A 22316-nucleotide genomic window follows, 5' to 3' on the forward strand; every position below is an offset into this window, starting at 1 on the left:
CATTTCAACGGCTTTCAGCCTTTAATGGCGAACTGACTTCAGCGAGGGGAGTGACGCGTGGACAATCACCAGACACTGACCCGGGCCGACCTGTGCGACGCCGTGCATGAGTCGCTGGGCCTGTCCCGGAATGAATGTTCGACGCTGGTCGAGCGAACGCTCGGGCTGATCGTCGAGGCGCTGGAGCGCGGCGAGACCGTCAAGCTTTCGGGCTTTGGCGTATTCCAGGTCCGCGAGAAACGCGCACGCATGGGCCGCAACCCCAAGACGGGCGTGCCGGCGGCCATCCACCCGCGGCGGGTCATCAGCTTCCGCGCCTCCCAGATCATGAAGAGCCGCGTCCACGACGCGGCCGGCTGACCGGAGGGCACGCGTGGCCAAGAGCCCCGACGCCTTCCGCAGCATTTCCGAAGCCGCCACCGAAGTCGGCGTGCCCCAGCATGTGCTGCGCTTCTGGGAGACGAAATTCACCTTCGTCAGCCCGGTCAAGCGCGCCGGGGGGCGGCGCTTCTACCGCGCGCAGGACGTCGAGGTTCTGAAGGGCGTCCGCCGCCTGCTGCACGAGGAGGGCCTGACCCTCAAGGGCGTGGCGCGTCTGCACAAGACCGAAGGGCTGAAGCGCATCCTGGGCGAGGACACCGCCACAGTACCGGTCGATGCCCTGTCTCCCCCGGCGGCGAGAGCCGCAGTTCAAGCCCCTGCGGGGAGCGGACTGACCGACGACCAGCGCGAGCGGCTGACCTCGGTCCTGCGCGATATCGAGGCCGCACGGACGCGTCTGGAAGCCGCGCTCAGCCGCTGAAGCAATATTGTGAGGCCGGGCCCGGATTTGGGTTTGCGAGGGCCGGATTGCCCGTCTATAGGGGGCGCCTCCGGAGCGTGGCGCAGCCTGGTAGCGCACTTGACTGGGGGTCAAGGGGTCGCAGGTTCGAATCCTGTCGCTCCGACCATCTTTGCAAGAAGACGGTTGGCTTAGGGGGTCGCTTTCGGGCGGCCCCTTTGCAATTGCGGGCCTACCGTAGCTGGCTGTCCTTGCTGCCCCGGCGGTTGATGGCGGAGTGGCGGATGGTGGCATCGCGGCCGGACTGGCACTGGACGCAGGTGGTCACGCCGGGCAGGGCCTGGCGGCGGCGCTCGGGGATTTCATCCCCGCATTCGATGCACTCTTCGGTGCCCGGGCCAGAGGGCAGCCGCGCGCGGGCCGAGCTGACGCCGTCGCCGACCGTGTCCTCGATCTGGTCCAGAACCGCGCCGTCGCGTGTCCAGCCGCCTGCCATTCGTCTTCTACTCCGAAACCGTGTGATCCCTCAGATGGGTAAGCGACGGCCGGATTTCAAAGTTCCCTAGCGGGGCGGCGGCTCACGCTCGGCCCAGCGGAGCAGGGGAAACAGGGGGATGCCCCAGGCGATCCCGGCGATCGGATAGAAGATCAGGTCGGTCCAGAACGAGCGGGGCAGGAGGGCGTGGATGGCCAGAACCGCCCAGACATAGAAGGCCAGGAAGGCCACAATGCCGACCATGGCGACCAGTCGGCGGACCCGCACCGGCATCAGCGGGTGTTCCGGAACAGGAAGTGGGCGGCGAGCGCCAGAATCGCCCCGCCCAGCGCCCAGATGACCCACGGCCACTGGTCGAGCGTCGCCACACCGAACACCCGCACGGCCAGGAAGCCTCCGCACAGTGCGCCTGTGAACGCCACGAGCAGGGGGGCCGCCAGTCCGCGACGACCGGTCACGGCGTCAAAGCCCCAGGCGAGGGCCGCCGTCAGCAGGACCGCGACCGCGATGTCCAGATTATCCACGTGCGTCTCCGTTCGTGCGACGGCGTGACCGTCAAAAGCGACTCGATCTTGCCGTCATGGACAGGCATATCGCCTGTACCGAGGTCGGGTCCATCGACCTTGCACTGTACCGTACCCGTGGCGAGCTTTGAATGAACCGTTTTGGCCGGCCCGAACGCAGCGTTTCCGTAGCCCTGTGGCTGTTCCTCGTGGCGGGCCTCGTGTTCGCCATGGTGGTCGTGGGGGGGATTACCCGCCTGACCGGCTCGGGCCTGTCGATCACCGAGTGGAAGCCGCTGCTGGGCGCCATTCCGCCGCTGAACGAGGCCGACTGGCAGGAGGCCTTCCGGAAATATCAGGCGATCCCCCAGTACCAGCTGGTCAATGAGGGGATGAGCCTGTCGGAGTTCCAGGGGATCTACTGGTGGGAGTGGATCCACCGGCAGCTGGGACGGGTGATCGGTCTGGTGTTCGCCCTGCCGTTCCTGGTGTTTCTGGCCGCGCGGTCGTTCCCCTTCCTGCGACGTGTGGGCCTGCCGGCCCTGCCGGACCGGCTGATCTGGCGCTGCGGGGTGCTGCTGCTGCTGGGCGGGCTGCAGGGGGCAGTCGGCTGGTGGATGGTATCGTCGGGGCTGGAGGCCCGTGTCGACGTGGCGCCCGAGCGGCTGGCATTTCACCTGGGTCTGGCCCTGCTGATCTTCGCAGCCCTGATCTGGACCGGGCTGGAGGCCCTGAACGGACCCGAGCGGTCAGATTCGCCGGCGGGCTGGGTGCGCGGCGCGGCGCTGCTGCTGGGTCTGGTGTTCCTGCAATGCCTGCTGGGCGCGCTGGTGGCCGGGGGCAAGGCCGGACTGGTCTATACCGACTGGCCGCTGATGAACGGCGCCTTCCTCGCGCCGGTAAACTGGGGGCAGGGCGCGCTGGCCTTCCTGCACGACCAGGCCCTGACGCAGTTCAATCACCGGATGACGGCCTATGCGCTGATGGTGGCTGTTATCGTCTATGCGATCCAGGCTTGGCGCTGGCGGCTGGCCGAGGGGGCCGGGGCCTCGGCCTGGGTGCTGCTGGGGGTCGTTATGCTGCAGGCCGGGCTGGGCATCGCCACCCTGATGCAGGGTGTGCCGGTCTGGCTGGGTGTGCTGCACCAGGCCGGGGCGGCCGTTGTGCTGGCGACCGCGACCGTCAATCTGTGGCTGGTGATGCGGTCGCGCCCGCGGCGGTTTATCGGCGGACCGAGGTCCATGGGCCTCTGATCGCCAGGGTCATCCCCGGGTACATGATGTTGACGAACAGCACCTGTCCGTCGGGCGAGAAGCAGGCACCCGCGAACTCGGAATTGCCGGTGAAGACGTTGCGTCCGATCGTGTAGACCTGCCCGTCGGGGGTGACGCCCTTCAGGTGGTTGCGGATGGTCGAGGAATAGTTGTCCTCGCAGACGATCAGGTCGCCCCACGGGGCGATGGTGATGTTGTCACCCATGTTGAGGGTCTTTTCGTCGGTGCTCTCGACGAACAGCTGGATCCGGTCGGCGGCACCGTTCAGGCCGGGCTGGATGCGCATCACCTGACCCCGGCGGATCGGGCCGCCCGAGGTCGCGGTCATGTAGAACTCGTCCTTGCCCCACCACAGGCCCTCGCCCCGGGCGACCAGCGCCGCCCCGGCGGCATGGCCCCGCTGGCGCAGGTCGTCATTGGGGGATTCGACGTCTTCCATGTCGATCCAGCGGATCTCGCGCCAGTCGCTGACGGCCCAGAAGCGGTCGTCCTGGTTGCGGGTGTCGGCGCCGGTCACGCCCGCGATCGCCATGGCCTGGAGGCGCCCGCCCTCGGCCAGCTTGCCCGGCGTCTTCGGGATGAAGCGGTAGAACAGGCCGTCGTTCTTGTCCTCGGTCAGATAGACGATGCCGGTGCGGGGATCGACGCAGACGGCCTCGTGCTCGAAGCGGCCCATGGCCTTGAGCGGAACCGGATCGACCAGGCCCTCGGCGGCGACGGGAACCTCGAAGACAAAGCCATGCGGGCGGGTGACATTGCCGGTCTCGGCTGTCTCGGTGTTTTCCTCGCAGGTCAGCCAGCTGCCCCAGGGCGTGATGCCGCCGCAGCAGTTGGTCGAGGTGCCGCTGAGTGAGAGGTGCTGGCTGATCGTCTGGCGGGTGCCGAGATCGTAGACGAGGGTGGTGGCGCCGCCCGGCAGGGGGCGACCGTCCTTGTAGGTGTCATAGGCGCGGGCGGCGTCGATGTGGCGGATACGCTCCTGATGCAGGCCGCCCGGTCCGAGATTACGGTGCAGGGCGCTGGAGCCCTTCAGCTCGTGATTGCGGATCAGGGCGACGCGGCCGTCGCCCAGATCGAAACAGCCCATGCCGTCCGGCTGTCCGGGCACGAACAGGCCGTCGTCCATGGTGTCACCGCTCTGCGAGATCACCTGGTAGGAAAAGCCCTCGGGCAGGTCGAGAAGGCCGGCCGGATCGGTCCGGAGGGGGCCGTAGCCCTCGACCTGGTTGATGTAGGTCTCTTCGCCGGCATCCTGGGCATGGGCATGACGGGCGAGGCCCGCGAAGGCCAGACCGGCTGCGCCAGAGGCCAGCAGTTCACGACGCGCAAGAGACATGAGACACCTGTGGGGAGGACGATGTGGCGCCCTTATGCAACCGCCGGGGCCCGCGCGTCATCACGGTTCGGTGACGATTGCGGGACGGCTGTCACAGATCCAGATCGGCCTGGGCGAAGCGGGCGTTCTGCTGGATGAAATCGAAGCGCGGCTCGGCCTTCTTGCCCATCAGGCGCTCGACCAGATCGGCGATGTCCTCTTCCGACTCCGGCAGGGTGACGCGGGCGAGGGTGCGTTTCTTCGGATCCATGGTGGTCTCCTTGAGCTGGGAGGCCATCATTTCCCCCAGGCCCTTGAAGCGGCCGATCTCGGTCTTGCGACCCTTGAAGGTGGTCGCCAGCAGTTCGTCCCGGTGAGCGTCGTCGCGCGCATATTCCGACAGGCTTCCGGCCTGGATGCGATAGAGCGGCGGCAGGGCCATGAACAGGCGCCCGTGGCGGATCACCTCGGGCATGACGCGATAGAAATAGGTGATCAGCAGGGCCGCGATGTGGGCGCCGTCGACGTCGGCGTCGGTCATGATGATGACCCGCTCATAGCGCAGGTCGTCGAGGCTGAACCGGGTGCCGGGCTGGACGCCCAGCGCCAGCGTCAGGTCCGACAGCTCGGCATTGGCGCGCAGCTTGTCCGCGGTCGCCGACGCGACGTTCAGGATTTTGCCGCGCAGGGGCAGGATGGCCTGGGTGGCGCGATCGCGTGCCTGTTTGGCCGAGCCACCGGCCGAATCGCCCTCGACGATGAACAGTTCGGTGCCCTGGGCGGCCTGTCGCGTACAGTCGGCCAGCTTGCCCGGCAGGCGCAGCTTGCGTGTGGCGGCGGCGCGCTGAACTTCCTTGTCCTTGCGACGCTTGAGCCGGTCCTCGGCGCGGTCGATGACAAAGCCCAGCAGGGTGGTGGCCTGTTTCGGACTCTCGGTCAGCCAGTGGTCGAACGGGTCGCGCACCAGCTGCTCGACCAGCCGGGCGCCCTCGGGTGAGGACAGGCGATCCTTGGTCTGGCCCTGGAATTCTGGATTGCGCAGAAAGACCGAGATCATGGCCCCGGCGTTGGCGATCACATCCTCGGCGGTGATGATCGAGGCGCGTTTTTCGTTCGACAGCTCGCCATAGGCCTTGAGCCCCTTGACCAGGGCGGCCCGGAAGCCGGCCTCATGCGTGCCGCCGTCGGGGGTGGCGACCGTGTTGCAGTAGGACTGGACGAAGCCGTCGGCCTCGCCGAAGCCCGCCGGGCTCCAGGTCACGGCCCATTCGACGGCGCCCGCCTCGCCCTTGCGCTCGACGCGACCGCTGAAGGCCGGGGTGACGGTCTCCAACTCGCCGATACGGTCCGACAGGGCGTCCGCCAGACCGCCGGGGAAATGCAGCACCGCGCTGGCCGGGGTGGCATCGACAATCCGCTCCGGCGCGCAGGTCCAGCGGATCTCGACCCCGCGGAACAGATAGGCCTTGGACCGCGTCATGCGGAACAGACGGGCGGGCTTGAAGGTGGCACCGGTGCCGAAGATCTGCTCGTCCGGACGGAAGCGGATCAGGGTGCCGTGCTTCTTCGATGGCTGGCCCCGCTCCAGCCCGCCGAGGGGCAGGCCGCGCGAGAAGCTCTGGTGCCATTCATGACCGTCGCGCCAGACGGTGACTTCCAGATGGTCCGACAGGGCGTTGACCACGGACACGCCGACGCCGTGCAGGCCGCCGGAGGTCTCATACGCCTTGCCCGAGAATTTACCGCCCGAGTGGAGCACGGTCATCACGACCTCGAGCGCCGACTTGCCGGGGTGTTTCGGGTGCGGATCGACCGGAATGCCTCGGCCGTCGTCGTGCACCGACAGGTAGCCCTCGGCGTCCAGTTCGACCTTGATCAGTTTGGCGTGGCGGGCGACCGCCTCGTCCATGGCGTTGTCGAGCACCTCGGCGAACAGGTGGTGCAGGGCCCGCTCGTCTGTGCCGCCGATATACATGCCGGGGCGTTTGCGGACCGGCTCGAGCCCCTCCAGCACCTCGATCGAGGATGCCGAATAGCCCGTGGTGCCCGCCGGCGCCTCAACCGGCGGGGTCGGAGCGGCGGCCACGGGCGCAGGCGCCGCAGGACGCGCAGGCGTACCGGCCGGCTTTTCGGGCTCGGGCTCGGGCAGGTCGAACAGGGACGGCGAGGAGGAGGGAGGCATGACCTCAGTTTGAAACGATTCGAGGGGAGGTCAGGTAGGCCCCCTCGCGTCGTCGGGCAAGCGGAACCGTCACCCGGTGGCGGCGCGGCAGCGGGTCGGGCGTCAGCGCGCGCGCCGTCAGCGCCAGGAACAGCGCCCAGGGCAGGTTGGCGTGGCTGAGCAACACGCTCTCGGATGCGCTCAGGACCGCGAAAACCAGCAGATAGGCGAGGGAAAAGCCGCCCTCGCGAAATCCCTGTCCGCCCAGCCGCACGATCAGGGCGATCAAAGTGATGAGCATTACCAGCCCCACCATGATCGCGCCAGGCCACCCGACCTGGACCAGCAGGTCGATCCAGCCGTTGTGCGCCGACGGCACCAGCCAGCCTGTCTCCAGTCGCACATAATGGGCGGGGACGGACTCCTTGCCCCAGAAGGCGCTGTAGCCATAGCCGGTCCACGGACGCTCGGCGACGCGCCGCATCAGGCTCTCCCAGATGTCGGTCCGGCCGGTCAGGGACGGATCCTTGCCGAGCGCCTCGAGGATCAGGGCCGAGTTTTGCTGCCACACCAGCAGGCCGATACCCGCACAGGTGATGGCGCCCCAGACCAGCACGACCGACAGGGCCGGGCCGCCGCGCCGCATGGCCCACAGTCCGCCGATAACGCCTAGGCCCAGCAGCAGGCTCAGCAGCGACGTCTTGGACTGGGTGGCGAGCGTCAGGAAGACGCACAGCATGAGGGTGAACAGGGCCGGCCAGGGCGAGCGCCCGGCCTGACCGGGACTGGCCAGCACGGCGGCCGCGGCGATGGAGCTGGCCACCATGACGATGCCCATCTGGTTCTTCTCGTACCAGAGGCCGCGCCACAGGCCGGCGTTGTCGAACTGGTGGATGCCGATCGAGGGGAACGCCAGCACCATCACCAGACTGCCCACTGCCATCACAACTCCGGTGTGCATCAGCAGGCGGGGCAGCTGCGCCCCCGTGAAGGCGGCGCCCAGATAGATGGCAAAGGCACTGGTCATGAACAGGGCGATGACCCGCCGGTCGGTCACCCCCGGATCGATGGACCAGTAGCGCGAGGCCAGCGCCAGCAGGGTCAGCAGACCCAGAATCAGCCAGGCCGGCCAGGCCGCGAACATCCGCCCCGCCCGGTTCAGAATGAGGCCCAGCGTCACCGCATAGACGGGCAGCCAGATCAGCCGAAGGATCGGGGTCTCGCCCTGATCGGGGGCAAAGACCGGGCCGATCAGGGCGCCGGTCAGCATGACGATCACGAATCCGGCCGCCACCTGTTCCCACAGGGGCGGGGCGGGCAGGGGATCAGCCCCCGCACCGGGCACCGAATCGGGTCGCGCTCTGGACACGGACGGACCTTCCGTCGCCCGCCTTAAGGAGCGGTTTAGGCGGGCGCGCTGGACCGGCGGCGCGCTGCTCGCTAAATGGACCGACCACACGGGCACGCGGGTGCCCGATCCGCATACCGAGGCAGACATGTTGGCGCGCATCTACAGACCGGCGAAAACCGCCATGCAGTCGGGCAAGGCCAAGACGGCGGCTTGGGTGCTGGAATTCATGCCCCAGTCGGCGCGCTTCATCGATCCGCTGATGGGCTGGACCGGCTCGACCGACATGAACGGCCAGGTGCGGCTGACCTTCGACACCCAGGAAGAGGCCATCGCCTATGCCGACCGGCACGGCATCCCCTTCCGCCTGCAGGAACCGCGCGAGGCGCCGCTGATCCTCAAGGCCTATGCCGACAACTTTGCCCCCAACCGCAAACAGCCCTGGACGCACTGAGCGTTCCCCGGACTGACCGCGACCCGGGCGCCCTTAGCTCAGCTGGATAGAGCACCCGCCTTCTAAGCGGACGGTCGCAGGTTCGAATCCTGCAGGGCGCGCCAATTCCACGACTTTCGGGCGGCCCGGCGGTTGCGAAGGCGGGGCGGATGCCGTCTATAGGCGGCATGGCGCGTAGCGTTTCGTCCATCATCCGAAAGAGCCTGGCCGGCAGCGCCGCCCTTGTGGCCGTGCTGGTTCTGGCTGCGTGCGGGGACAAGGACGAGCCGACCGGACAGCCGGATGGCGAGCTGGATGGTCTGCCGCCGGTCGAGGCGACGGCTCCGGGCACGATCGGACCGACCTTGGCCGCGGTGCGTCGCCGCGGGCGCCTGAACTGTGGCGTCCACGAGGGGCTGGTCGGCTTTGCCTATACCGACAACCGGGGACAGTGGCGCGGGTTCGACGTGGACTTTTGCCGGGCCATGGCCGCCGCCATCTTCAGCAATCCGGACGCCGTGCGGTTCGTGCCGCTGACGACCGGTCAGAGGTTCGAGGCGCTGCGGCAGGGGCGGGTCGATGTGGTGTGGCGCAACACCAGCTGGACCATGGACCGCGACGTCACCGAGGACGTCAGCTTCGCCGGCACCAACTATTACGACGGGCAGGGCTTTATGGTCCGGCGCTCGCTCAACCTGGCCAGCGCGACCGAACTGAACGGCGCGCGCATCTGTGTGCAGGCGGAATCGACCTCGCAGCTGAACCTCGCCGACTATTTCCGCCTGCGCGGATTGGAATACGAGCCGGTCGTGGTGCCGACCGAGGAAGAGGCCCGCCGCGCCTATGCCGAGGAGCGCTGCGACGCCTTTACGGCCGATGTGTCGGCATTGGCGGCGGCCCGCACGACCCTGGCCAGCCCCGAGCAGCATGCGATTCTGCCGGATGTGATCTCCAAGGAGCCGCTGGGCCCGATCGTGCGCCGGGATGATCCGCACTGGACCCGGGTGGTGCGCTGGACGCTGAACGCCCTGATCCTGGCCGAGGAATACGGCGTGACCCGCGACACGGTCGCCGATCAGGCCGAGGAGGCCCGCGACCCGCGCGTCCGGCGTCTGCTGGGCGTGGAGGGCGAGTTCGGTACGCGGCTGGGACTGTCGGATCGATGGGCGTATCAGGCGATCGCAGCCGTTGGAAACTATGGCGAAATTTTCGGGCGCAATCTGGGATCGGATTCGGCGCTGGACCTTGCGCGCGGCCTCAATGCACAGTGGAACGCGACGCCGTCAGGGCTGATCTACGGCCTGCCGATTCGATAAACGACCAGAACGGACACCCCGGGGGGACCTATGGAAACGACCAAGCGTGGCGGGGTACCGCTCTATCTCTGGATGCTGCTCGGCTTTGCTGTCGGTCTGGGCGGGGGCCTGTTCGTCAACCTGAACGGACTGGTCGTCGATCCCCGGGTGATGGAGCTGATCCAGGCGGTCGGCCAGATTTTCCTGCGCCTGCTGTTCATGCTGGTCATCCCGCTGCTGTTCTCGGCACTGGCGGTCGGCGTGGCCGAGATGGGCGACCTGAAGTCGCTGGGCCGGGTCGGCTTCAAGACGCTGGCCTTCACCATCATGGTCTCGGCCATTGCGGTGGCCATCGGCCTCGGCATGGTAAACTTCTTCCAGCCGGGCGCCGGGGTTGACCCGACCCTGGCCGCGCAACTGCTGGAGGACGGCGCGGACGGCGCCGCCGCCATCGTCGGCAATGCACCCCAGAGCATCGAGGCGGGCCAGTTCTTCCTCGACATGATCCCGTCGAACGTGATCACGGCCGCCGCCGACAACCAGATCCTGCCGGTCATGGTGTTCGCGCTGATCTTCGGCATCGGCATGGTCATGGCCAAGTCGAAATCGACCGACCAGCTGCAGGAGACCCTGCAGGGGCTGCTGGAAGTGATGATGAAGCTGATCAACGCCGTCATCAAACTGGCGCCGATCGCCATTGCCGCCCTGATGTTCAACCTGGCCGCCGTGTTCGGCTGGGACCTGCTGATCCGGCTGGGCGCCTATGCCGGCGTGGCCGTGGGCGCAATGGCGATCCACATGTTCATTGTCTATCCGCTGCTGGTCATGATCTTCGGCGGCATGAGCCCGCTGAAGTTCGCCCGGGGCGTTCGCGAACCCTTCGTGGTGGCCTTCTCGACGGCCTCGTCGAACGCCACCCTGCCGATCGCCATCAAGGCGGCCGAGGAAGAGCTGAACCTGCCGAAGCGAATCTCGCGCTTCGTGCTGACCGTCGGCGCCACCGCCAACCAGAACGGCACCGCCCTGTTCGAGGGGGTGACGGTGCTGTTCCTCGCCCAGTTCTTCGGCATCGACCTGACGATCCAGCAACAGCTGGTGGTGATGCTGGTCTGCATCCTCGGCGGGATCGGCACGGCCGGTGTGCCCGCCGGCTCCCTGCCGGTCATCGCCCTGATCCTGGTCATGGTCGGCGTGCCGGCCGAAGGGATCGGCCTGATCCTCGGCGTGGACCGCTTCCTCGACATGTGCCGGACCACGCTGAACGTGACCGGGGATCTGGTCGCCGCCACCGTGGTCTCGCGCGGCGAGAAGGACATTCCGGCCTCGGTGGCCGGTCCCGAACCCGTCGCGCCGCCGACCTCCTGAGGATCAGCCGGTCTGGGGCAGCGTCGAGCCCGACCGTCCAAGCGCAAACATCAAGCTCGAATGTGGGAGACACGAAAGTCCACAGTCTGAGTCTGTGCATCCATGATCTCAACGGGGGCGCAGGTACAAGAGCGGGAGTTCAGCCTTCAAAACCGCCAAGCCGGTGTATGCTCGTCTTTTTCCGGGACTGGTCTGCAACCTTGTGTGGCAGGCGAGAAGGAACACTAGCCCTAATTGCGCTCCATACTTATAATCAGGCACTTCGGTCGAGATGAAATAGCCGCCTGTGAATACCCTTCAGCAATTTGGGCGATCGCCCTTCGATCGGACCACTGAGGCGTTCAAGTTCCTCCGCAGTGAGGACGTCAATAGAGTTATGCGGGACAATACGCTCAGGCTTTCGTCAGCGGGCGCGGTCCGCGTTTCAGAAAGTGGAGGCGCCGGGTACGGCGATGCAGCCGAGCTCGCAACTCTATGGGCACCAGAGGGTGAAGTGGTCCTGACCAAAGATCACCCGTTCGCTAAGAGAATGGGATACACGAAGGATGGGCCTGTCCGAATGGTGTTTGAGCCGGGAGCAAAAATTAATCTTTCCAGCAATGCTTACCTGTTTTGTGCATCCTCCAATAGATCGTCCGCTTTAATCGCCAGAATGAAGGATGAGTTCGGGTATGATGTTTCGTTCCGCATTCCCGACTTCACCGCTTTAGCCCGACGCATCGTGATTGAGACACCTAACTTTCATAAGTTGTATGTCGGGAAAGTCGAATACCGCGACTTCGATCAACGTCTAGATGAAGTATTTGAGAGAAACGCTATGCATAAGGATACGCGTTTTGCATGGCAGAATGAAATACGCGCTGTTATTGGTGTGCAAAATCCTTCCGATGACTTAATCGTTAAAATTCCCGGCATGGAAGCGTATGTCTGCGACTGGGAGAGTCACTAGAACCTGCGTCTAGTCAAACCGATGGCCTCGACCATAGCTCCAAAATCGTCGTCATAAGACGGTTTGGGTAGAAGACCTCCTGAGGATCAGCCGGTCTGGACGGGGGTGTCCGTGCGGCTCCCCCATTCGGCCCAGCTGCCGTCATAGAGACGGGCCGATCGTCCCAATACGGTCAGGGCCAGCACCAGGATGGCGGCGGTCACGCCTGACCCACAGGTGGTGACCGGCACGGCCGCCGCGTCCAGTCCGCTTGCGCGGAAGCGGGCCTCAAGTTCGGCCGCAGGCCGCAGCCGCCCCTGTGAATCCACCAGATCGGCATAGGGCAGGTTCACGGCACCGGGCATGTGTCCAGGGCGGACGCCCGGCCGGGGCTCGGGACTGTCCCCCCGGAAGCGGGCAGGGCCACGGGCATCCAGCACAGGCGTGTCCCCGGACCGCAGCGCTGTGCGGACGTCCTCCAGCCCGACAAGGGCGTCAGTGTCGAGCCGGGCGTTGAAACGGGCCGGCGCGGGCGTGGCATCGCCGGAGACCGTCTCGCCCCAGGCCTCGCCCCAGGCCGGGAGACCGCCGTTCAGAACCCGGACATCCCGGGCGCCGAAGGTCCTGAGCATCCACCACGCCCGGGGGGCGGAGAACATCGGGCCCGCCTCATAGACGACGATGGTGTCGGCCTCCGACAGGCCCAGCGCCCCCATCGCCTGACCGAAGGCCTCGGCATCGGCCAGGGTGTGGGGCAGGGGAGAGGCCGGATCCGAGACCGCCTCGAGATCAAGGAAGACGGCGCCCGGAATATGGGCGGCGCGGTACTGTCCCTTAGTATCCGTGCCGTCCAAACGCCAGCCGGCGTCGAGCAGTTTCACGGGTTGCGCCGCCATCAGCTCCCTGAGCTCCGCAGCGTCGATCAGCGGCGGCACCCGATCAGCTCCGGTTCAGGGCCAGCTGGATCACATCGGTGCGCCCGCTGCGGAAACCCGCTTCGCAATAACCCAGGTAGAAGTGCCACATTCGACGGAAACGCTCGTCGAAACCCTTCATTCGCTGAATATCGGGCCAGCTGGCGTGGAACCGGCGGTCCCAGGCCGCCAGGGTGTCGGCATAGTCCTGACCGAAGCGCTCGACCGCCTGCCATGCCAGGCCCGCCGCCTCGACGACGGGCTTCAGCCGATCCTCGCTGGGCAGCATGCCGCCGGGGAAGATGTACTTCTGGATGAAGTCGGTGCGGACCGCATATTCATCGAACAGGGCGTCCTGGATGGTGATGATCTGCAGCGCGGCCCGACCGCCCGGGTTCAGCACCTCGGCGATCTTGCTGAAATAGGTGGGCCAGTACTCGCGACCGACGGCCTCGAACATTTCGATCGAGGCCACGCGGTCGAACCGTCCGGCGACGTCGCGGTAGTCGACCAGTTCGATGCTGACCCGGTCGGACAGACCCGCGCGCTGCATGCGCTCGCGGGCGAAATCGTGCTGTTCCTGTGAAATGGTGATTCCGGTGACCCGGGCGCCGACCTCGCGGGCCGCATATTCGGCAAAGCCGCCCCAGCCGCACCCGATCTCAAGCACGGACTGTCCGGCCTGAAGGTCCATCATGCGGGCAAGGTTCTCGTACTTGCGGGTCTGGGCCGCATCGAGCGCCTCGTCCCGCCCGGCGAAGCGGGCCGAGGAATAGGTCATCGTCTCGTCCAGCCAGGCGGCATAGAATTCGTTGCCCAGATCGTAGTGGGCGTGGATGTTCTTGCGCGCGCCCCGGCGACTGTTGCGCCGCAGACGGTGGCTGAACCAGTTGAAGATCTTCATCGGCAGGGCGCCGTTGAACAGGCGCTGGATGTGGTCGTAGTTCTCGACCAGCACCTCCAGCAGGACGGCCAGATCGGGGCTTTCCCAATCGCCCGCCATATAGCCCTCGGCAAAGCCGATATCGCCATTGGCCAGAACCCGGCGCGCGATGGCGTAGTCCCGGATCTCGAGCACGGCGCTGCGGCCGGGGACCTTGCCGACCAGTTCGTGCATCTGTCCGTCGGGCAGCTTCAGCGTCAGCCGCCCCCAGGTCCAGTTGGCCGCCAGAAGCTTGAGGAACAGACCAAAGCCGCGCGGGGCGTGGGCCGGGGCCCGAAGCTCACCCAGGGTCATCGCCGTCATTACTGACCTCCGAAGCAGAGTGCGAAGGCCGGCATTCTACGACTCCTTGCCCAGACTCTTGAAGGCCTCGAGCGCAGCGTCGCGCGCCTCGGCGTGGTCGACGATGGGGCGGGGATAGTTCCGGCCCAGCTGGACCCCGGCATCGGCGCGGACCGCCGGCGGGGCGTCCCACGGGTTATGCAGCCAGCGGTCGGGCATTCGGGCCAGTTCCGGCACCCATTTGCGAACATAGCGTCCCTCCGCATCGAACTTGGTGCCCTGGGACACCGGATTGAATATGCGGAAATACGGAGCGGCATCGGCCCCGGATCCGGCAACCCACTGCCAATTTTGCGAATTGCTGGCCAGATCAGCGTCGACAAGGGTGTCCCAGAACCAGGCCTCGCCCTCGCGCCAGTCGATGCGCAGGTGTTTGACGAGGAAGGAGGCGACGACCATCCGCACGCGGTTGTGCATCCAGCCGGTGGCCCAAAGCTCGCGCATGCCGGCGTCGACCATGGGATAGCCGGTCAGGCCCTTCTGCCAGGCCTCCAGCGCCTTGTCGTTCGTCGCCCACGGAAAGTCGTCGAACTTGTCCTGGAAGTTCGCCTCCGGCAGCGTGGGGAACTGGTGCAGCAGATGGGCGGAGAATTCGCGCCAGCCGATCTCGCGCAGGAAGGACTCGGCCTGACCGTCGGTGACCTTGCCGTCCGACACCGCCGAGCGGACCTCGATCCACACTCGCCAGGGACTGATCTCGCCCCAGTGGAGCGCGGAGGACAGTCGGCTGGTGCCAGCAACCCCCGGGCGGTCGCGGCAGGTGCCGTAGTCCTTGAGGTCCTTGTCGATAAAGTCGCGCAGGCGCCGGGCTGCTGCCGCCTCGCCGACTGCATCCTCATCGAATCCGGCGGCCCAGTCCGGACGGCCGTCATACAGGCACCAGTCTTCCAGCGCCTCGGAGTCGACACCGCTGGAGCCCCGGATCTCCCGCGGAGCCGGGCGCTCGATCGGGTCACCGAGTTGCTCGACCAGGGCGCGATAGAAGGGGGTGAAGACCTTGTACGGTCCGCCGGACTGGGTGGTGATCGAGCCCGGCCGGGCCAGCAGCGAGGCGTTGAAGCCGCGGCACTGGATGTCGTCGGCCTCCAGCGCGTGGGCGATGTCCTTGTCGGCCTCGAAGGCCGCAGGTTCGAATCGACGGTTCATGAAGACCCGGCGAGCGCCGGCCTCCTCGAGCACGTCGCGGAGCACGGCCTCGGCAGGGCCCCGGCGGAGGACCAGGGGCGCCCCGGCCTGTTTCAAATCCTCGCCGAGCGCCTTAAGGCTTTTTTCCAGCCACCATTTGGAAGCCCCACCCCGTGGCCGGCCGTCGGCTGCCTCATCGAGGATGTAGAGGGGCACCACGGGGCAGCCGCTCTCGACAGCCTCGCGCAGGGCCGGGTTGTCGCGCAGTCTGAGATCGCGCCGAAACCAGACGACGACGGGCGACGGATCGTCACTCACGCGCGCACCTCCGGGAAAAACCTGTTATTCAGCACGCATTGCCCCCACATGGCCTCAAGCCCGGTGCAGGGCCAACGCCAATGGCCCCGTCTGGTGCCCCAAATACAGTCTCGGGAAATCGAATAAAGTGAGCCGTCCGAACAGCGTCATCGAAATCAAGGACGGGCTGAAGCGCCCGGTCACCATCGGCGGGGGGCGGCGGATCGTCTTCATCGCCGGCCCCTGTCAGCTGGAGAGCCGCCAGCATGCCCTCGAAATGGCCGGGGCCCTCGCCGAGATCGGCGAGCGGCTGAATGTCGGCATCATCTACAAGACCAGTTTCGACAAGGCCAACCGGACCTCGGCCAGCGCCGCGCGCGGGCTGGGTCTGGCGGACTCGCTGCCGATCTTTGCCGAGATTCGCGAGACCATCGGCCTGCCGGTGCTGACCGATGTCCATTCCGAGGCCCAGTGCACCGAGGCGGCCCAGGCCGTCGATGTCCTGCAGATCCCGGCCTTCCTGTGCCGGCAGACGGACCTGCTGCTGGCGGCCGCCGCGACGGGCAAGGCGATCAACATCAAGAAGGGGCAGTTCCTGGCGCCCTGGGACATGAAAAATGTGATCGCCAAGGTCACGGGGGCGGGCAATCCGAATGTCATGGCCTGCGAGCGCGGCGCCAGCTTCGGTTACAACACCCTGGTCTCCGACATGCGGGCCCTGCCGACGCTGCGCGAGATCGGCTGTCCGGTCGTGTTCGACGCCACCCACAGTGTGCAGCAGCCGGGCGGGCAGGGGACGTCCTCGGGCGGGCAGCGCGAATTCGTGCCGGTCCTCGGCCGGGCGGCCGTGTCGGTCGGTGTGGATGCCGTCTTCATGGAAACCCACCAGGACCCCGACAACGCTCCGTCGGACGGACCCAATATGGTGCCGCTCGACCAGTTCGAGGCGCTGGCCGCCCAGCTGATCGCCTTCGACGATCTGGTCATCGCCCAAGGCATCAAGGGCGGGGCCTGAGCCGGTCGACGACTGGACGTGCCCGGTGCTGTGGGATAGCTCCAGACCATGAACCTCGCCGGTCTTCAAAGCCTGCTTGCCCGGGCGCCGTCCCTGACCCTCGCCTGCGTGGGGGACATCATGCTGGACCGGTTCGTCTATGGCGAGGTCAGCCGGATCTCGCCCGAGGCGCCGGTGCCGGTGCTGCGCACACGCCGATCGGTGTCCATGCCGGGCGGCGTGGGCAATGTGGCCCGCAACCTGGCTTCGCTGGGCGCGCGCGTCACCCTCGGCTCCGTTGCGGGGTATGATGGCGAGGGCCGGGTGCTGGCCGGCCTGCTGGCCGAAGAACCCGGTCTGACCGACGCCGTCCTCTATGCCCCGAAGGCGCGGACGGTGGTCAAGACGCGCTACGTCGCCGCCGGACAGCAGCTGTTGCGTCTTGACGAGGAAGAGGCCCTCGATACCGCCTGGGTCGGCGAAGGGGTGTTTGACGGCGCCCACGCCATCCTGATCTCCGACTATGCCAAGGGCGTGGTCAGCGATGCGCTGATCGCTGCGGCACTGGCCCATGCCAAGGACGCCGGTGTGCCGGTGATCGTCGACCCCAAGGGTCGCGACTTCGCCCGCTATGGTGCCGTCGACCTGATCAAGCCCAACGCGGCCGAACTGGCCGGCGCGACCGGCCTGCCGACCGACACGGATGCCGAGGTCGAGCGCGCGCTGGCGGTCCTGCTGGAGCAGACGACCGCCCGGGCCGTGGTCGTCACCCGCGCGGGCAAGGGCATGTCCCTGCTGCGGCGGGGCGGGTCGGTGCAGCACATTCCCGCCCGCGCCCGCGAAGTGTTCGACGTTTCGGGGGCCGGCGATACCGGGCTGGCGGCGCTCGGGCTGGCGCTGGCGGCGGGCCATGACCTGTCGGCTGCGGCGGCCTTTGCCATCCTTGCGTCGGGCGTGGTCGTCGGAAAGAGCGGCACGGCGACGGTCACCCCGGCCGAGCTGCTGGAAGCCGAGTTGACCGGCGCCATGGACATCGATCACGGGCGGATCGTGCCTGTGGAGGCCCTGGCCGACCAGGTCGAACTGTGGAAAGCCGCCGGGCTGAAGGTCGGCTTCACCAATGGCTGTTTCGACATCCTGCACCGGGGGCATGTGGCGTATCTGGCGCAGGCCCGGGCCTGGTGCGACCGGCTAATCGTGGCGCTGAACACCGACGCCTCGGTCAGGCGGCTGAAGGGTGAAGGACGCCCGGTCAATGATCTGGACAGCCGCGCGGCGGTGATCGGCGGGCTGGCCAGCGTGGACCGCGTCACGGCCTTCGATACCGAGACGCCGCTGGATCTGATCAAGGCCCTGCGCCCCGATGTGCTGATCAAGGGCGCGGACTATACGCGTGACACCGTGGTCGGGGCGGCCGAGGTCGAGTCCTGGGGCGGCGAGGTCCGTCTGGCGGAGTTCTCGCCCGGACATTCCACCACGGCGACGATCAAGAAACTGTCAAAGGGCGAGGGCCAGTGATGCGCCGCATGATCGTGGTGACCGGCGGGGCCGGTTTCATCGGCTCCAACATCGTGGCCCGCCTGTGCGCGGAAGACCGGTACGATGTGGTCGTATGCGACCGCATCGAAGAAGCGGACCTCGCCAAGTGGAAGAACCTGGCCAAGCACCCGATTGCCGACTTCTGGTGGCCGGAGCAGATGTTTGACCGGCTGGAAGCCCATGCCGACAGCATCGAGGCCGTGGTGCACATGGGGGCTATCTCGTCCACGACCGAGCCTGATGCCGACCTGATCCTGAAGACCAATTTCGCCCTGTCGCGCGACCTGTGGGACTGGTGCTGTCGCAAGGGCGTGCGGCTGGTCTACGCCTCGTCAGCGGCGACCTACGGCGACGGCAAGCTGGGCTTCGATGATGACGATGACTTTGAGTCGCTGCAGAAGCTTCGCCCCCTAAATGCCTACGGTTATTCGAAATATCTTTTTGACCTGTATGCAACCCGGCAGGCCGCGCGGGGCCATTCGCCCGAGCAATGGGCGGGGCTGAAATTCTTCAACGTCTATGGTCCGAACGAGTACCACAAGGGCGGGATGAAGTCGGTCGTGGCCCAGATCTGGCCCAAGGTGCAGGCTGGAGAGCCGATCCAGCTGTTCCGCTCGCATCACCCGAACTATGCGGACGGGGGACAGCTGCGCGACTTCGTGTTCGTCGATGATGTGGTCGATGTGGTCGACTGGCTGCTGGGCAGCGATGAGGTTTCGGGCATCTTCAACGCCGGATCGGGTCAGGCCCGCTCGTTCGCCGACCTGGCGCGGGCGACGTTCGCTGCGGTCGGCAAGGAGCCGCAGATCACCTATGTCGACATGCCAGAGGTGATCCGGGACCGGTACCAGTATTTCACCCAGGCCCGCATGGACCGGGTTCGCGAGCTCGGCTTTGACGGGCAGTCGACGCCGCTGGAAGAAGGCGTACGTCGCTACGTCCAGTCGTATCTGGCGACGGACGACCCCTGGCGATGAGCCGTCGCGCGATCAGCTTCCGGTCCCTGCTCGGCTATGCCGGCTTTGCCCTGGTGTTCCTGATCGTGGCTGCCGCTGCCGTCTGGCGGGGAGACATCCTGCAGGCCGGCATGGACCCCGAGGTACCGTTCCAGACCTATGATCCGCCGCCGGCGCCCGACTATGGGCAGGCCTCGGCCTGGGCGATGCAGGATGTTGGCATCGAGGACTCGGGCCCGGCCGCCGTATTCTTCATCCATTCGACCACCTATGACGGAGGGCGCGAGTGGAATGGCCCGATCGGCGAGGCGGATGCCGACGACTGGCTGTTTCGCGTGGTTATCCCGAACTATGCGGGCCCTTTCGCACGGGCGGGTCGGCTGAGTATTCCCCGATACCGGCAGGGCAGCCTCTACACCCGGCTGACCCTCCGCGATGACGCACGTGAGGCCCGGGCCTTTGCCTGGAGGGATATCGACGCCGCCTTTGATGTGTTCCTGGCACAGCATCCGACGGGTCCTATCGTCATCGCCGGGCTGGAGCAGGGGGGGGAGCTGGCCGACCGCCTGGTGCGCGAGCGCATCGTCGGTAACCCCGCCCTGCGGCGCCGCGTCGTCGCGGTCTACATCATGGATGCTGTGGTCGCGAAAGCGCCCGAGACGCCCTCGCTGCTGCCCTGCCAGAGCCGGGACCAGGTCGGCTGTGTCGTCGCCTTCTCGCCGGTCGGGCAGGACAACGATGGCGCGGCCCGACGGCGGCTGCGACGGGCGCTGGTCTGGGACGTCCGGGGGCGACTGGCAGATCTGGGCGACCGGGACGCCCTGTGCGTCAATCCGGTCACCGGCTCGACAGACGAGGCCGAGGTGCCCGCGCGCCTGCACCGAGGCGCCACCAATGCCACCGGCCTGGAATGGGGCGCCCGCCCGGCCTTGATCGCCCGGACGGTCGAGACCGAATGCCGCGACGGCCTGCTGCGGCACAGCGAGCCGTCCATGGAGTCCTTCCGCGAGTCCGGCAACTGGTCGGATCGGCGAAAATCTCGTCCTTACAATCTGTTCTATGGTGATATTGAACACGATGTTCAGGAGCGCCTGGCCCTGTGGCTGCGCCTGAATGGGCAGGGCAGTGCGCCCGATCAGTCGCCCGAGGGGCGCGAGGCGCGCCAGTCGAACAGCGCCTCGAGCACCTGAACCGCCCGACCGCGCTCTGACGTCAGCGCCGGGTCGCGGCCCAGGATCAGGCGGGCGTCATCGGCCGCGGCGCGGATAAGGCTGGCGTGGGCGGTGGGGTCGGCAAAGCGGTAGGCGGGAAAGCCGCTCTGCTTCAGCCCCAGCGGATCGCCGCCGCCGCGGATGCGGAAGTCGGCCTCGGCGATCTCGAACCCGTCCTCGGTCTGGCGCAGGATGTCCAGCCGCTCGACGGCTGTCTTGCCGAGACCCGTGTCCGAAGAAGCATAGAGCAGGGTGCAGGCGCTGGGCTTGTCCGAGCGACCGATCCGACCGCGCAGCTGGTGCAGCTGGGCGAGGCCAAAGCGCTCGGCGTGCTCAATGACCATCAGGGTGGCGTTGGGTACATCCACGCCCACCTCGACGACCGTGGTCGCCACCAGCAGCGGCGTATGGCCGTCCAGAAAGGACTGCATGACGGTTTCGCGCTCCGGCCCCGGCATCCGTCCGTGCATCAGTCCGACCGGGCGGCCCATGAGCCGGGACAGGTCGCGGGCCCGCTTCTCGGCCGCGGCCAGATCGACGGTCTCGGACTCCTCGATCAGGGGACAGATCCAGTAGGCCTGCGCCCCGGCCTCGATGGCGGCTTTCAGCCGAGTGGCGACCTCGGCCAGACGGTCCAGCGGCAGGACGGCGGTGCGGATCGGCCGGCGGCCGGGCGGCTTTTCATCGAGCCGGGACACATCCAGCTCGCCATACTGGGTCAGTTCCAGGGTGCGGGGGATCGGCGTGGCCGACATGGTCAGCAGGTGTACGCCCCCATCGGGTCCGCCCTTGTCCAGCAGGCGCTGGCGCTCGCGCACCCCGAACCGGTGCTGTTCGTCGATCACCGCCAGCCCCAGGCGATGGAAGGCCACGCTGTCCTGGAACAGGGCGTGGGTACCGATCACGACCGGGAGGCGGCCACCGGCGAGCCCCTCCAGCACGGGGCGCCTCACGCTGGCCGGATCGCGACCGGTCAGCAGGGCACACTGGATGCCCGCCTCGGCGAACAGAGGTGTCAGCCGCTCGTGGTGCTGACGCGCCAGAATGTCGGTCGGGGCCATCAGGGCCGCCTGGAAGCCGCTGTCGACCGCATCCGCGAGGGCGAGGGCCGCCACCGCCGTCTTGCCCGATCCGACATCGCCCTGCAGCAGGCGCGCCATCTGTTCGCCGTTGGCAAGATCGCGCCGGATGTCGGCAACGGCGCGCTGCTGGGCACCGGTCAGAGTGAAGGGCAGGGCAGAGAGCAGGCGTTCAGCCGCTTGTCCGGGGGCAATACGGGGCGCGCGGACCGCTTGCCGCGTGCGCCGGCGCCGGACCAGCGCCAGCTGGTGGGCGAGCACTTCGTCGAAGGCCAATCGCGCGCGGGCCGGGGCTTGCGGATCAAGATCGTGCTCGCCCCCGGGCGCATGCAGGACCGTCATCGCCTCTGACCACGAGGGCCAGGCCTGTTTGCCCAGCCAGGCCGGATCCTGCCATTCAGGCAGATCGGGCAGGCCCTCCAGCGCCGTGAGCACCAGTCGGCGGACCTGTCGCGAGCTCAGGCCCTGGGTGGCCGGATAGACCGGCTCGATGGGCACGATCTCGTCCCGCTTGTCCGGAGCGAGCACATAGTCGGGGTGAGGTATCTGCACCAGGTCATTGAATTTCTCGACCTTGCCGCTGACGATCCTGCGCTCGCCCTCGGGGCACTGGCGCCGGATCCAGGCCTCCGATCCGCCGAACCAGATCAGGGTGAGAAAGCCGCTCTCGTCATTGGTCCGCACCTTGAACGGCAGGCCGGGGCGCCCCGGCTTGGTCAGGCCGCCCATGACCAGATCGAAGATGCCGATCTCCCCCTCGACTGCGGTCAGGGCCGTCATCTCGCGGCGCCGGATCAGGCCCGAGGGCGCGAGGAACAGCAGGTCACGCACCAGTGGCCCGGCCAGACGATGGACGGCCGGGGCCAGCCGGGGGCCCACGCCCTTCAGGCTTTCGACGGGCACGAACAGGGGGAACAGAATCTCGGGCCGCATGGTGCGTCACGATAGCGGGCCGCGACGGGTGGCGAAATGGACAGACGACCGCTATCTGACACGGCTCCACTCCTTTTGACCGGG

21 protein-coding genes and 2 tRNA genes are annotated in these 22316 nt (G+C 67.2%); 13 read left to right on the forward strand and 10 right to left on the reverse strand.

The genetic code is table 11. From position 1 onward, the window contains the following. Nucleotides 1–57: 57 nt before the first annotated feature. From LC068_RS01080 to LC068_RS01090, 3 genes are all read left to right on the forward strand, one after another. A complete protein-coding gene (locus LC068_RS01080) occupies nucleotides 58–360 on the forward strand; it encodes an integration host factor subunit alpha (RefSeq protein ID WP_209117882.1) in 303 nt (100 codons plus the stop codon). Between the two features lie 13 nt (nucleotides 361–373). After that, nucleotides 374–802: a MerR family transcriptional regulator gene (locus LC068_RS01085; RefSeq protein WP_226633802.1), complete on the forward strand. Its 429-nt coding sequence runs from the start codon at nucleotides 374–376 to the stop codon at nucleotides 800–802. A 71-nt stretch (nucleotides 803–873) separates the two neighbouring features. Next, nucleotides 874–950 (forward strand) — tRNA-Pro (locus LC068_RS01090). 63 nt (nucleotides 951–1013) lie between these two features. Here the strand turns inward: LC068_RS01090 and LC068_RS01095 are convergent. The 3 genes from LC068_RS01095 to LC068_RS01105 all read right to left on the reverse strand — a co-directional run bounded on the left by LC068_RS01095 (nucleotide 1014) and on the right by LC068_RS01105 (nucleotide 1801). Next, the gene (locus LC068_RS01095) at nucleotides 1014–1277 is read right to left on the reverse strand and encodes a DksA/TraR family C4-type zinc finger protein (RefSeq protein WP_226633803.1); all 264 of its coding nucleotides are present in this window, start codon (nucleotides 1275–1277) and stop codon (nucleotides 1014–1016) included. A 66-nt stretch (nucleotides 1278–1343) separates the two neighbouring features. Next, nucleotides 1344–1550, reverse strand: coding sequence for a DUF2842 domain-containing protein (locus LC068_RS01100; protein WP_226633804.1), 207 nt, complete (start codon nucleotides 1548–1550; stop codon nucleotides 1344–1346). Then, nucleotides 1550–1801, reverse strand: coding sequence for a transglycosylase (locus LC068_RS01105; RefSeq protein ID WP_226633805.1), 252 nt, complete (start codon nucleotides 1799–1801; stop codon nucleotides 1550–1552). Before LC068_RS01105 ends, LC068_RS01100 begins: the two co-directional genes overlap by 1 nt. Before the next feature lie 131 nt (nucleotides 1802–1932). Between LC068_RS01105 and LC068_RS01110 the strand changes: the two genes are divergently transcribed. Then, complete coding sequence (locus LC068_RS01110; RefSeq protein ID WP_226633806.1) at nucleotides 1933–3033, forward strand: COX15/CtaA family protein; 1101 nt, start codon at nucleotides 1933–1935, stop codon at nucleotides 3031–3033. Here the strand turns inward: LC068_RS01110 and LC068_RS01115 are convergent. From LC068_RS01115 to LC068_RS01125, 3 genes are all read right to left on the reverse strand, one after another. Then, nucleotides 3002–4390: an alkaline phosphatase PhoX gene (locus tag LC068_RS01115; RefSeq protein WP_226633807.1), complete on the reverse strand. Its 1389-nt coding sequence runs from the start codon at nucleotides 4388–4390 to the stop codon at nucleotides 3002–3004. The genes LC068_RS01110 and LC068_RS01115 overlap by 32 nt on opposite strands. A 91-nt stretch (nucleotides 4391–4481) precedes the next feature. After that, complete coding sequence (gene parE / locus LC068_RS01120; protein ID WP_226633808.1) at nucleotides 4482–6551, reverse strand: DNA topoisomerase IV subunit B; 2070 nt, start codon at nucleotides 6549–6551, stop codon at nucleotides 4482–4484. 4 nt (nucleotides 6552–6555) lie between these two features. Next, nucleotides 6556–7899, reverse strand: coding sequence for an O-antigen ligase family protein (locus LC068_RS01125; protein ID WP_226633810.1), 1344 nt, complete (start codon nucleotides 7897–7899; stop codon nucleotides 6556–6558). Between the two features lie 127 nt (nucleotides 7900–8026). Here LC068_RS01125 and LC068_RS01130 point away from each other — a divergent pair, with 127 nt between their 5' ends. The 5 genes from LC068_RS01130 (at nucleotide 8027) to LC068_RS01150 (ending at nucleotide 11920) form a co-directional block, all read left to right on the forward strand. After that, nucleotides 8027–8332, forward strand: coding sequence for an ETC complex I subunit (locus LC068_RS01130; protein ID WP_209117866.1), 306 nt, complete (start codon nucleotides 8027–8029; stop codon nucleotides 8330–8332). Nucleotides 8333–8359: 27 nt separating this feature from the next. After that, nucleotides 8360–8436, forward strand: a tRNA-Arg gene (locus LC068_RS01135). A gap of 63 nt (nucleotides 8437–8499) precedes the next feature. After that, entirely contained in the window at nucleotides 8500–9627 is a 1128-nt protein-coding gene (locus tag LC068_RS01140) for an amino acid ABC transporter substrate-binding protein (RefSeq protein WP_226633812.1), read from the forward strand. A 30-nt stretch (nucleotides 9628–9657) separates the two neighbouring features. Then, the gene (locus tag LC068_RS01145) at nucleotides 9658–10971 is read left to right on the forward strand and encodes a dicarboxylate/amino acid:cation symporter (RefSeq protein ID WP_226633814.1); all 1314 of its coding nucleotides are present in this window, start codon (nucleotides 9658–9660) and stop codon (nucleotides 10969–10971) included. Between the two features lie 376 nt (nucleotides 10972–11347). Continuing rightward, the gene (locus LC068_RS01150) at nucleotides 11348–11920 is read left to right on the forward strand and encodes a hypothetical protein (protein ID WP_226633816.1); all 573 of its coding nucleotides are present in this window, start codon (nucleotides 11348–11350) and stop codon (nucleotides 11918–11920) included. 86 nt (nucleotides 11921–12006) lie between these two features. On the opposite strand, the gene sseA is transcribed toward LC068_RS01150, so the two are convergent. The 3 genes from sseA to LC068_RS01165 are packed head-to-tail and all read right to left on the reverse strand — an operon-like array spanning nucleotide 12007 to nucleotide 15541. After that, nucleotides 12007–12834: a 3-mercaptopyruvate sulfurtransferase gene (sseA, locus tag LC068_RS01155; protein WP_226633818.1), complete on the reverse strand. Its 828-nt coding sequence runs from the start codon at nucleotides 12832–12834 to the stop codon at nucleotides 12007–12009. A gap of 4 nt (nucleotides 12835–12838) precedes the next feature. Beyond that, nucleotides 12839–14059 carry a class I SAM-dependent methyltransferase gene (locus LC068_RS01160; RefSeq protein ID WP_404825181.1) on the reverse strand — a complete coding sequence of 407 codons (1221 nt, stop codon included), beginning with the start codon at nucleotides 14057–14059 and terminating at the stop codon, nucleotides 12839–12841. A gap of 36 nt (nucleotides 14060–14095) precedes the next feature. Then, entirely contained in the window at nucleotides 14096–15541 is a 1446-nt protein-coding gene (locus LC068_RS01165) for a cryptochrome/photolyase family protein (RefSeq protein WP_226633820.1), read from the reverse strand. A gap of 127 nt (nucleotides 15542–15668) precedes the next feature. Between LC068_RS01165 and kdsA the strand changes: the two genes are divergently transcribed. From kdsA to LC068_RS01185, 4 genes are read left to right on the forward strand one after another with little or no spacing between them, the layout of a single operon-like run. Continuing rightward, entirely contained in the window at nucleotides 15669–16535 is an 867-nt protein-coding gene (gene kdsA / locus LC068_RS01170) for a 3-deoxy-8-phosphooctulonate synthase (protein ID WP_226633822.1), read from the forward strand. 48 nt (nucleotides 16536–16583) lie between these two features. Next, nucleotides 16584–18032 carry a D-glycero-beta-D-manno-heptose 1-phosphate adenylyltransferase gene (rfaE2, locus tag LC068_RS01175; protein ID WP_226633824.1) on the forward strand — a complete coding sequence of 483 codons (1449 nt, stop codon included), beginning with the start codon at nucleotides 16584–16586 and terminating at the stop codon, nucleotides 18030–18032. Nucleotides 18033–18040: 8 nt separating this feature from the next. After that, entirely contained in the window at nucleotides 18041–19030 is a 990-nt protein-coding gene (gene rfaD, locus LC068_RS01180; RefSeq protein WP_226635418.1) for an ADP-glyceromanno-heptose 6-epimerase, read from the forward strand. Then, on the forward strand, nucleotides 19027–20199 hold the full coding sequence (locus LC068_RS01185; RefSeq protein ID WP_226633825.1) for a DUF3089 domain-containing protein: 1173 nt from the start codon (nucleotides 19027–19029) through the stop codon (nucleotides 20197–20199). Before rfaD ends, LC068_RS01185 begins: the two co-directional genes overlap by 4 nt. Here LC068_RS01185 and recG read toward each other — a convergent pair. Then, nucleotides 20145–22232 carry an ATP-dependent DNA helicase RecG gene (gene recG / locus LC068_RS01190; protein WP_226633826.1) on the reverse strand — a complete coding sequence of 696 codons (2088 nt, stop codon included), beginning with the start codon at nucleotides 22230–22232 and terminating at the stop codon, nucleotides 20145–20147. The two genes, LC068_RS01185 and recG, sit on opposite strands and share 55 nt — an antisense overlap. Nucleotides 22233–22316 lie beyond the last annotated feature (84 nt).

The organism is Brevundimonas poindexterae (genome assembly GCF_020524625.1).
Lineage (GTDB): Bacteria > Pseudomonadota > Alphaproteobacteria > Caulobacterales > Caulobacteraceae > Brevundimonas > Brevundimonas poindexterae_A.

Excerpts from the sequence above, each read along its gene's own strand:
- parE (WP_226633808.1), bottom strand. The coding sequence starts at position 6,551 with ATGCCTCCCTCCTCCTCGCCGTCCCTGTTCGACCTGCCCGAGCCCGAG.
- LC068_RS01150 (WP_226633816.1), top strand. The coding sequence starts at position 11,348 with ATGCGGGACAATACGCTCAGGCTTTCGTCAGCGGGCGCGGTCCGCGTT.
- LC068_RS01115 (WP_226633807.1), bottom strand. The coding sequence starts at position 4,390 with ATGTCTCTTGCGCGTCGTGAACTGCTGGCCTCTGGCGCAGCCGGTCTG.
- LC068_RS01185 (WP_226633825.1), top strand. The coding sequence starts at position 19,027 with ATGAGCCGTCGCGCGATCAGCTTCCGGTCCCTGCTCGGCTATGCCGGC.
- LC068_RS01140 (WP_226633812.1), top strand. The coding sequence starts at position 8,500 with ATGGCGCGTAGCGTTTCGTCCATCATCCGAAAGAGCCTGGCCGGCAGC.
- LC068_RS01100 (WP_226633804.1), bottom strand. The coding sequence starts at position 1,550 with ATGCCGGTGCGGGTCCGCCGACTGGTCGCCATGGTCGGCATTGTGGCC.
- LC068_RS01110 (WP_226633806.1), top strand. The coding sequence starts at position 1,933 with ATGAACCGTTTTGGCCGGCCCGAACGCAGCGTTTCCGTAGCCCTGTGG.
- LC068_RS01095 (WP_226633803.1), bottom strand. The coding sequence starts at position 1,277 with ATGGCAGGCGGCTGGACACGCGACGGCGCGGTTCTGGACCAGATCGAG.
- rfaD (WP_226635418.1), top strand. The coding sequence starts at position 18,041 with ATGATCGTGGTGACCGGCGGGGCCGGTTTCATCGGCTCCAACATCGTG.
- rfaE2 (WP_226633824.1), top strand. The coding sequence starts at position 16,584 with ATGAACCTCGCCGGTCTTCAAAGCCTGCTTGCCCGGGCGCCGTCCCTG.
- LC068_RS01130 (WP_209117866.1), top strand. The coding sequence starts at position 8,027 with ATGTTGGCGCGCATCTACAGACCGGCGAAAACCGCCATGCAGTCGGGC.
- LC068_RS01160 (WP_404825181.1), bottom strand. The coding sequence starts at position 14,059 with ATGACGGCGATGACCCTGGGTGAGCTTCGGGCCCCGGCCCACGCCCCG.
- LC068_RS01145 (WP_226633814.1), top strand. The coding sequence starts at position 9,658 with ATGGAAACGACCAAGCGTGGCGGGGTACCGCTCTATCTCTGGATGCTG.
- recG (WP_226633826.1), bottom strand. The coding sequence starts at position 22,232 with ATGCGGCCCGAGATTCTGTTCCCCCTGTTCGTGCCCGTCGAAAGCCTG.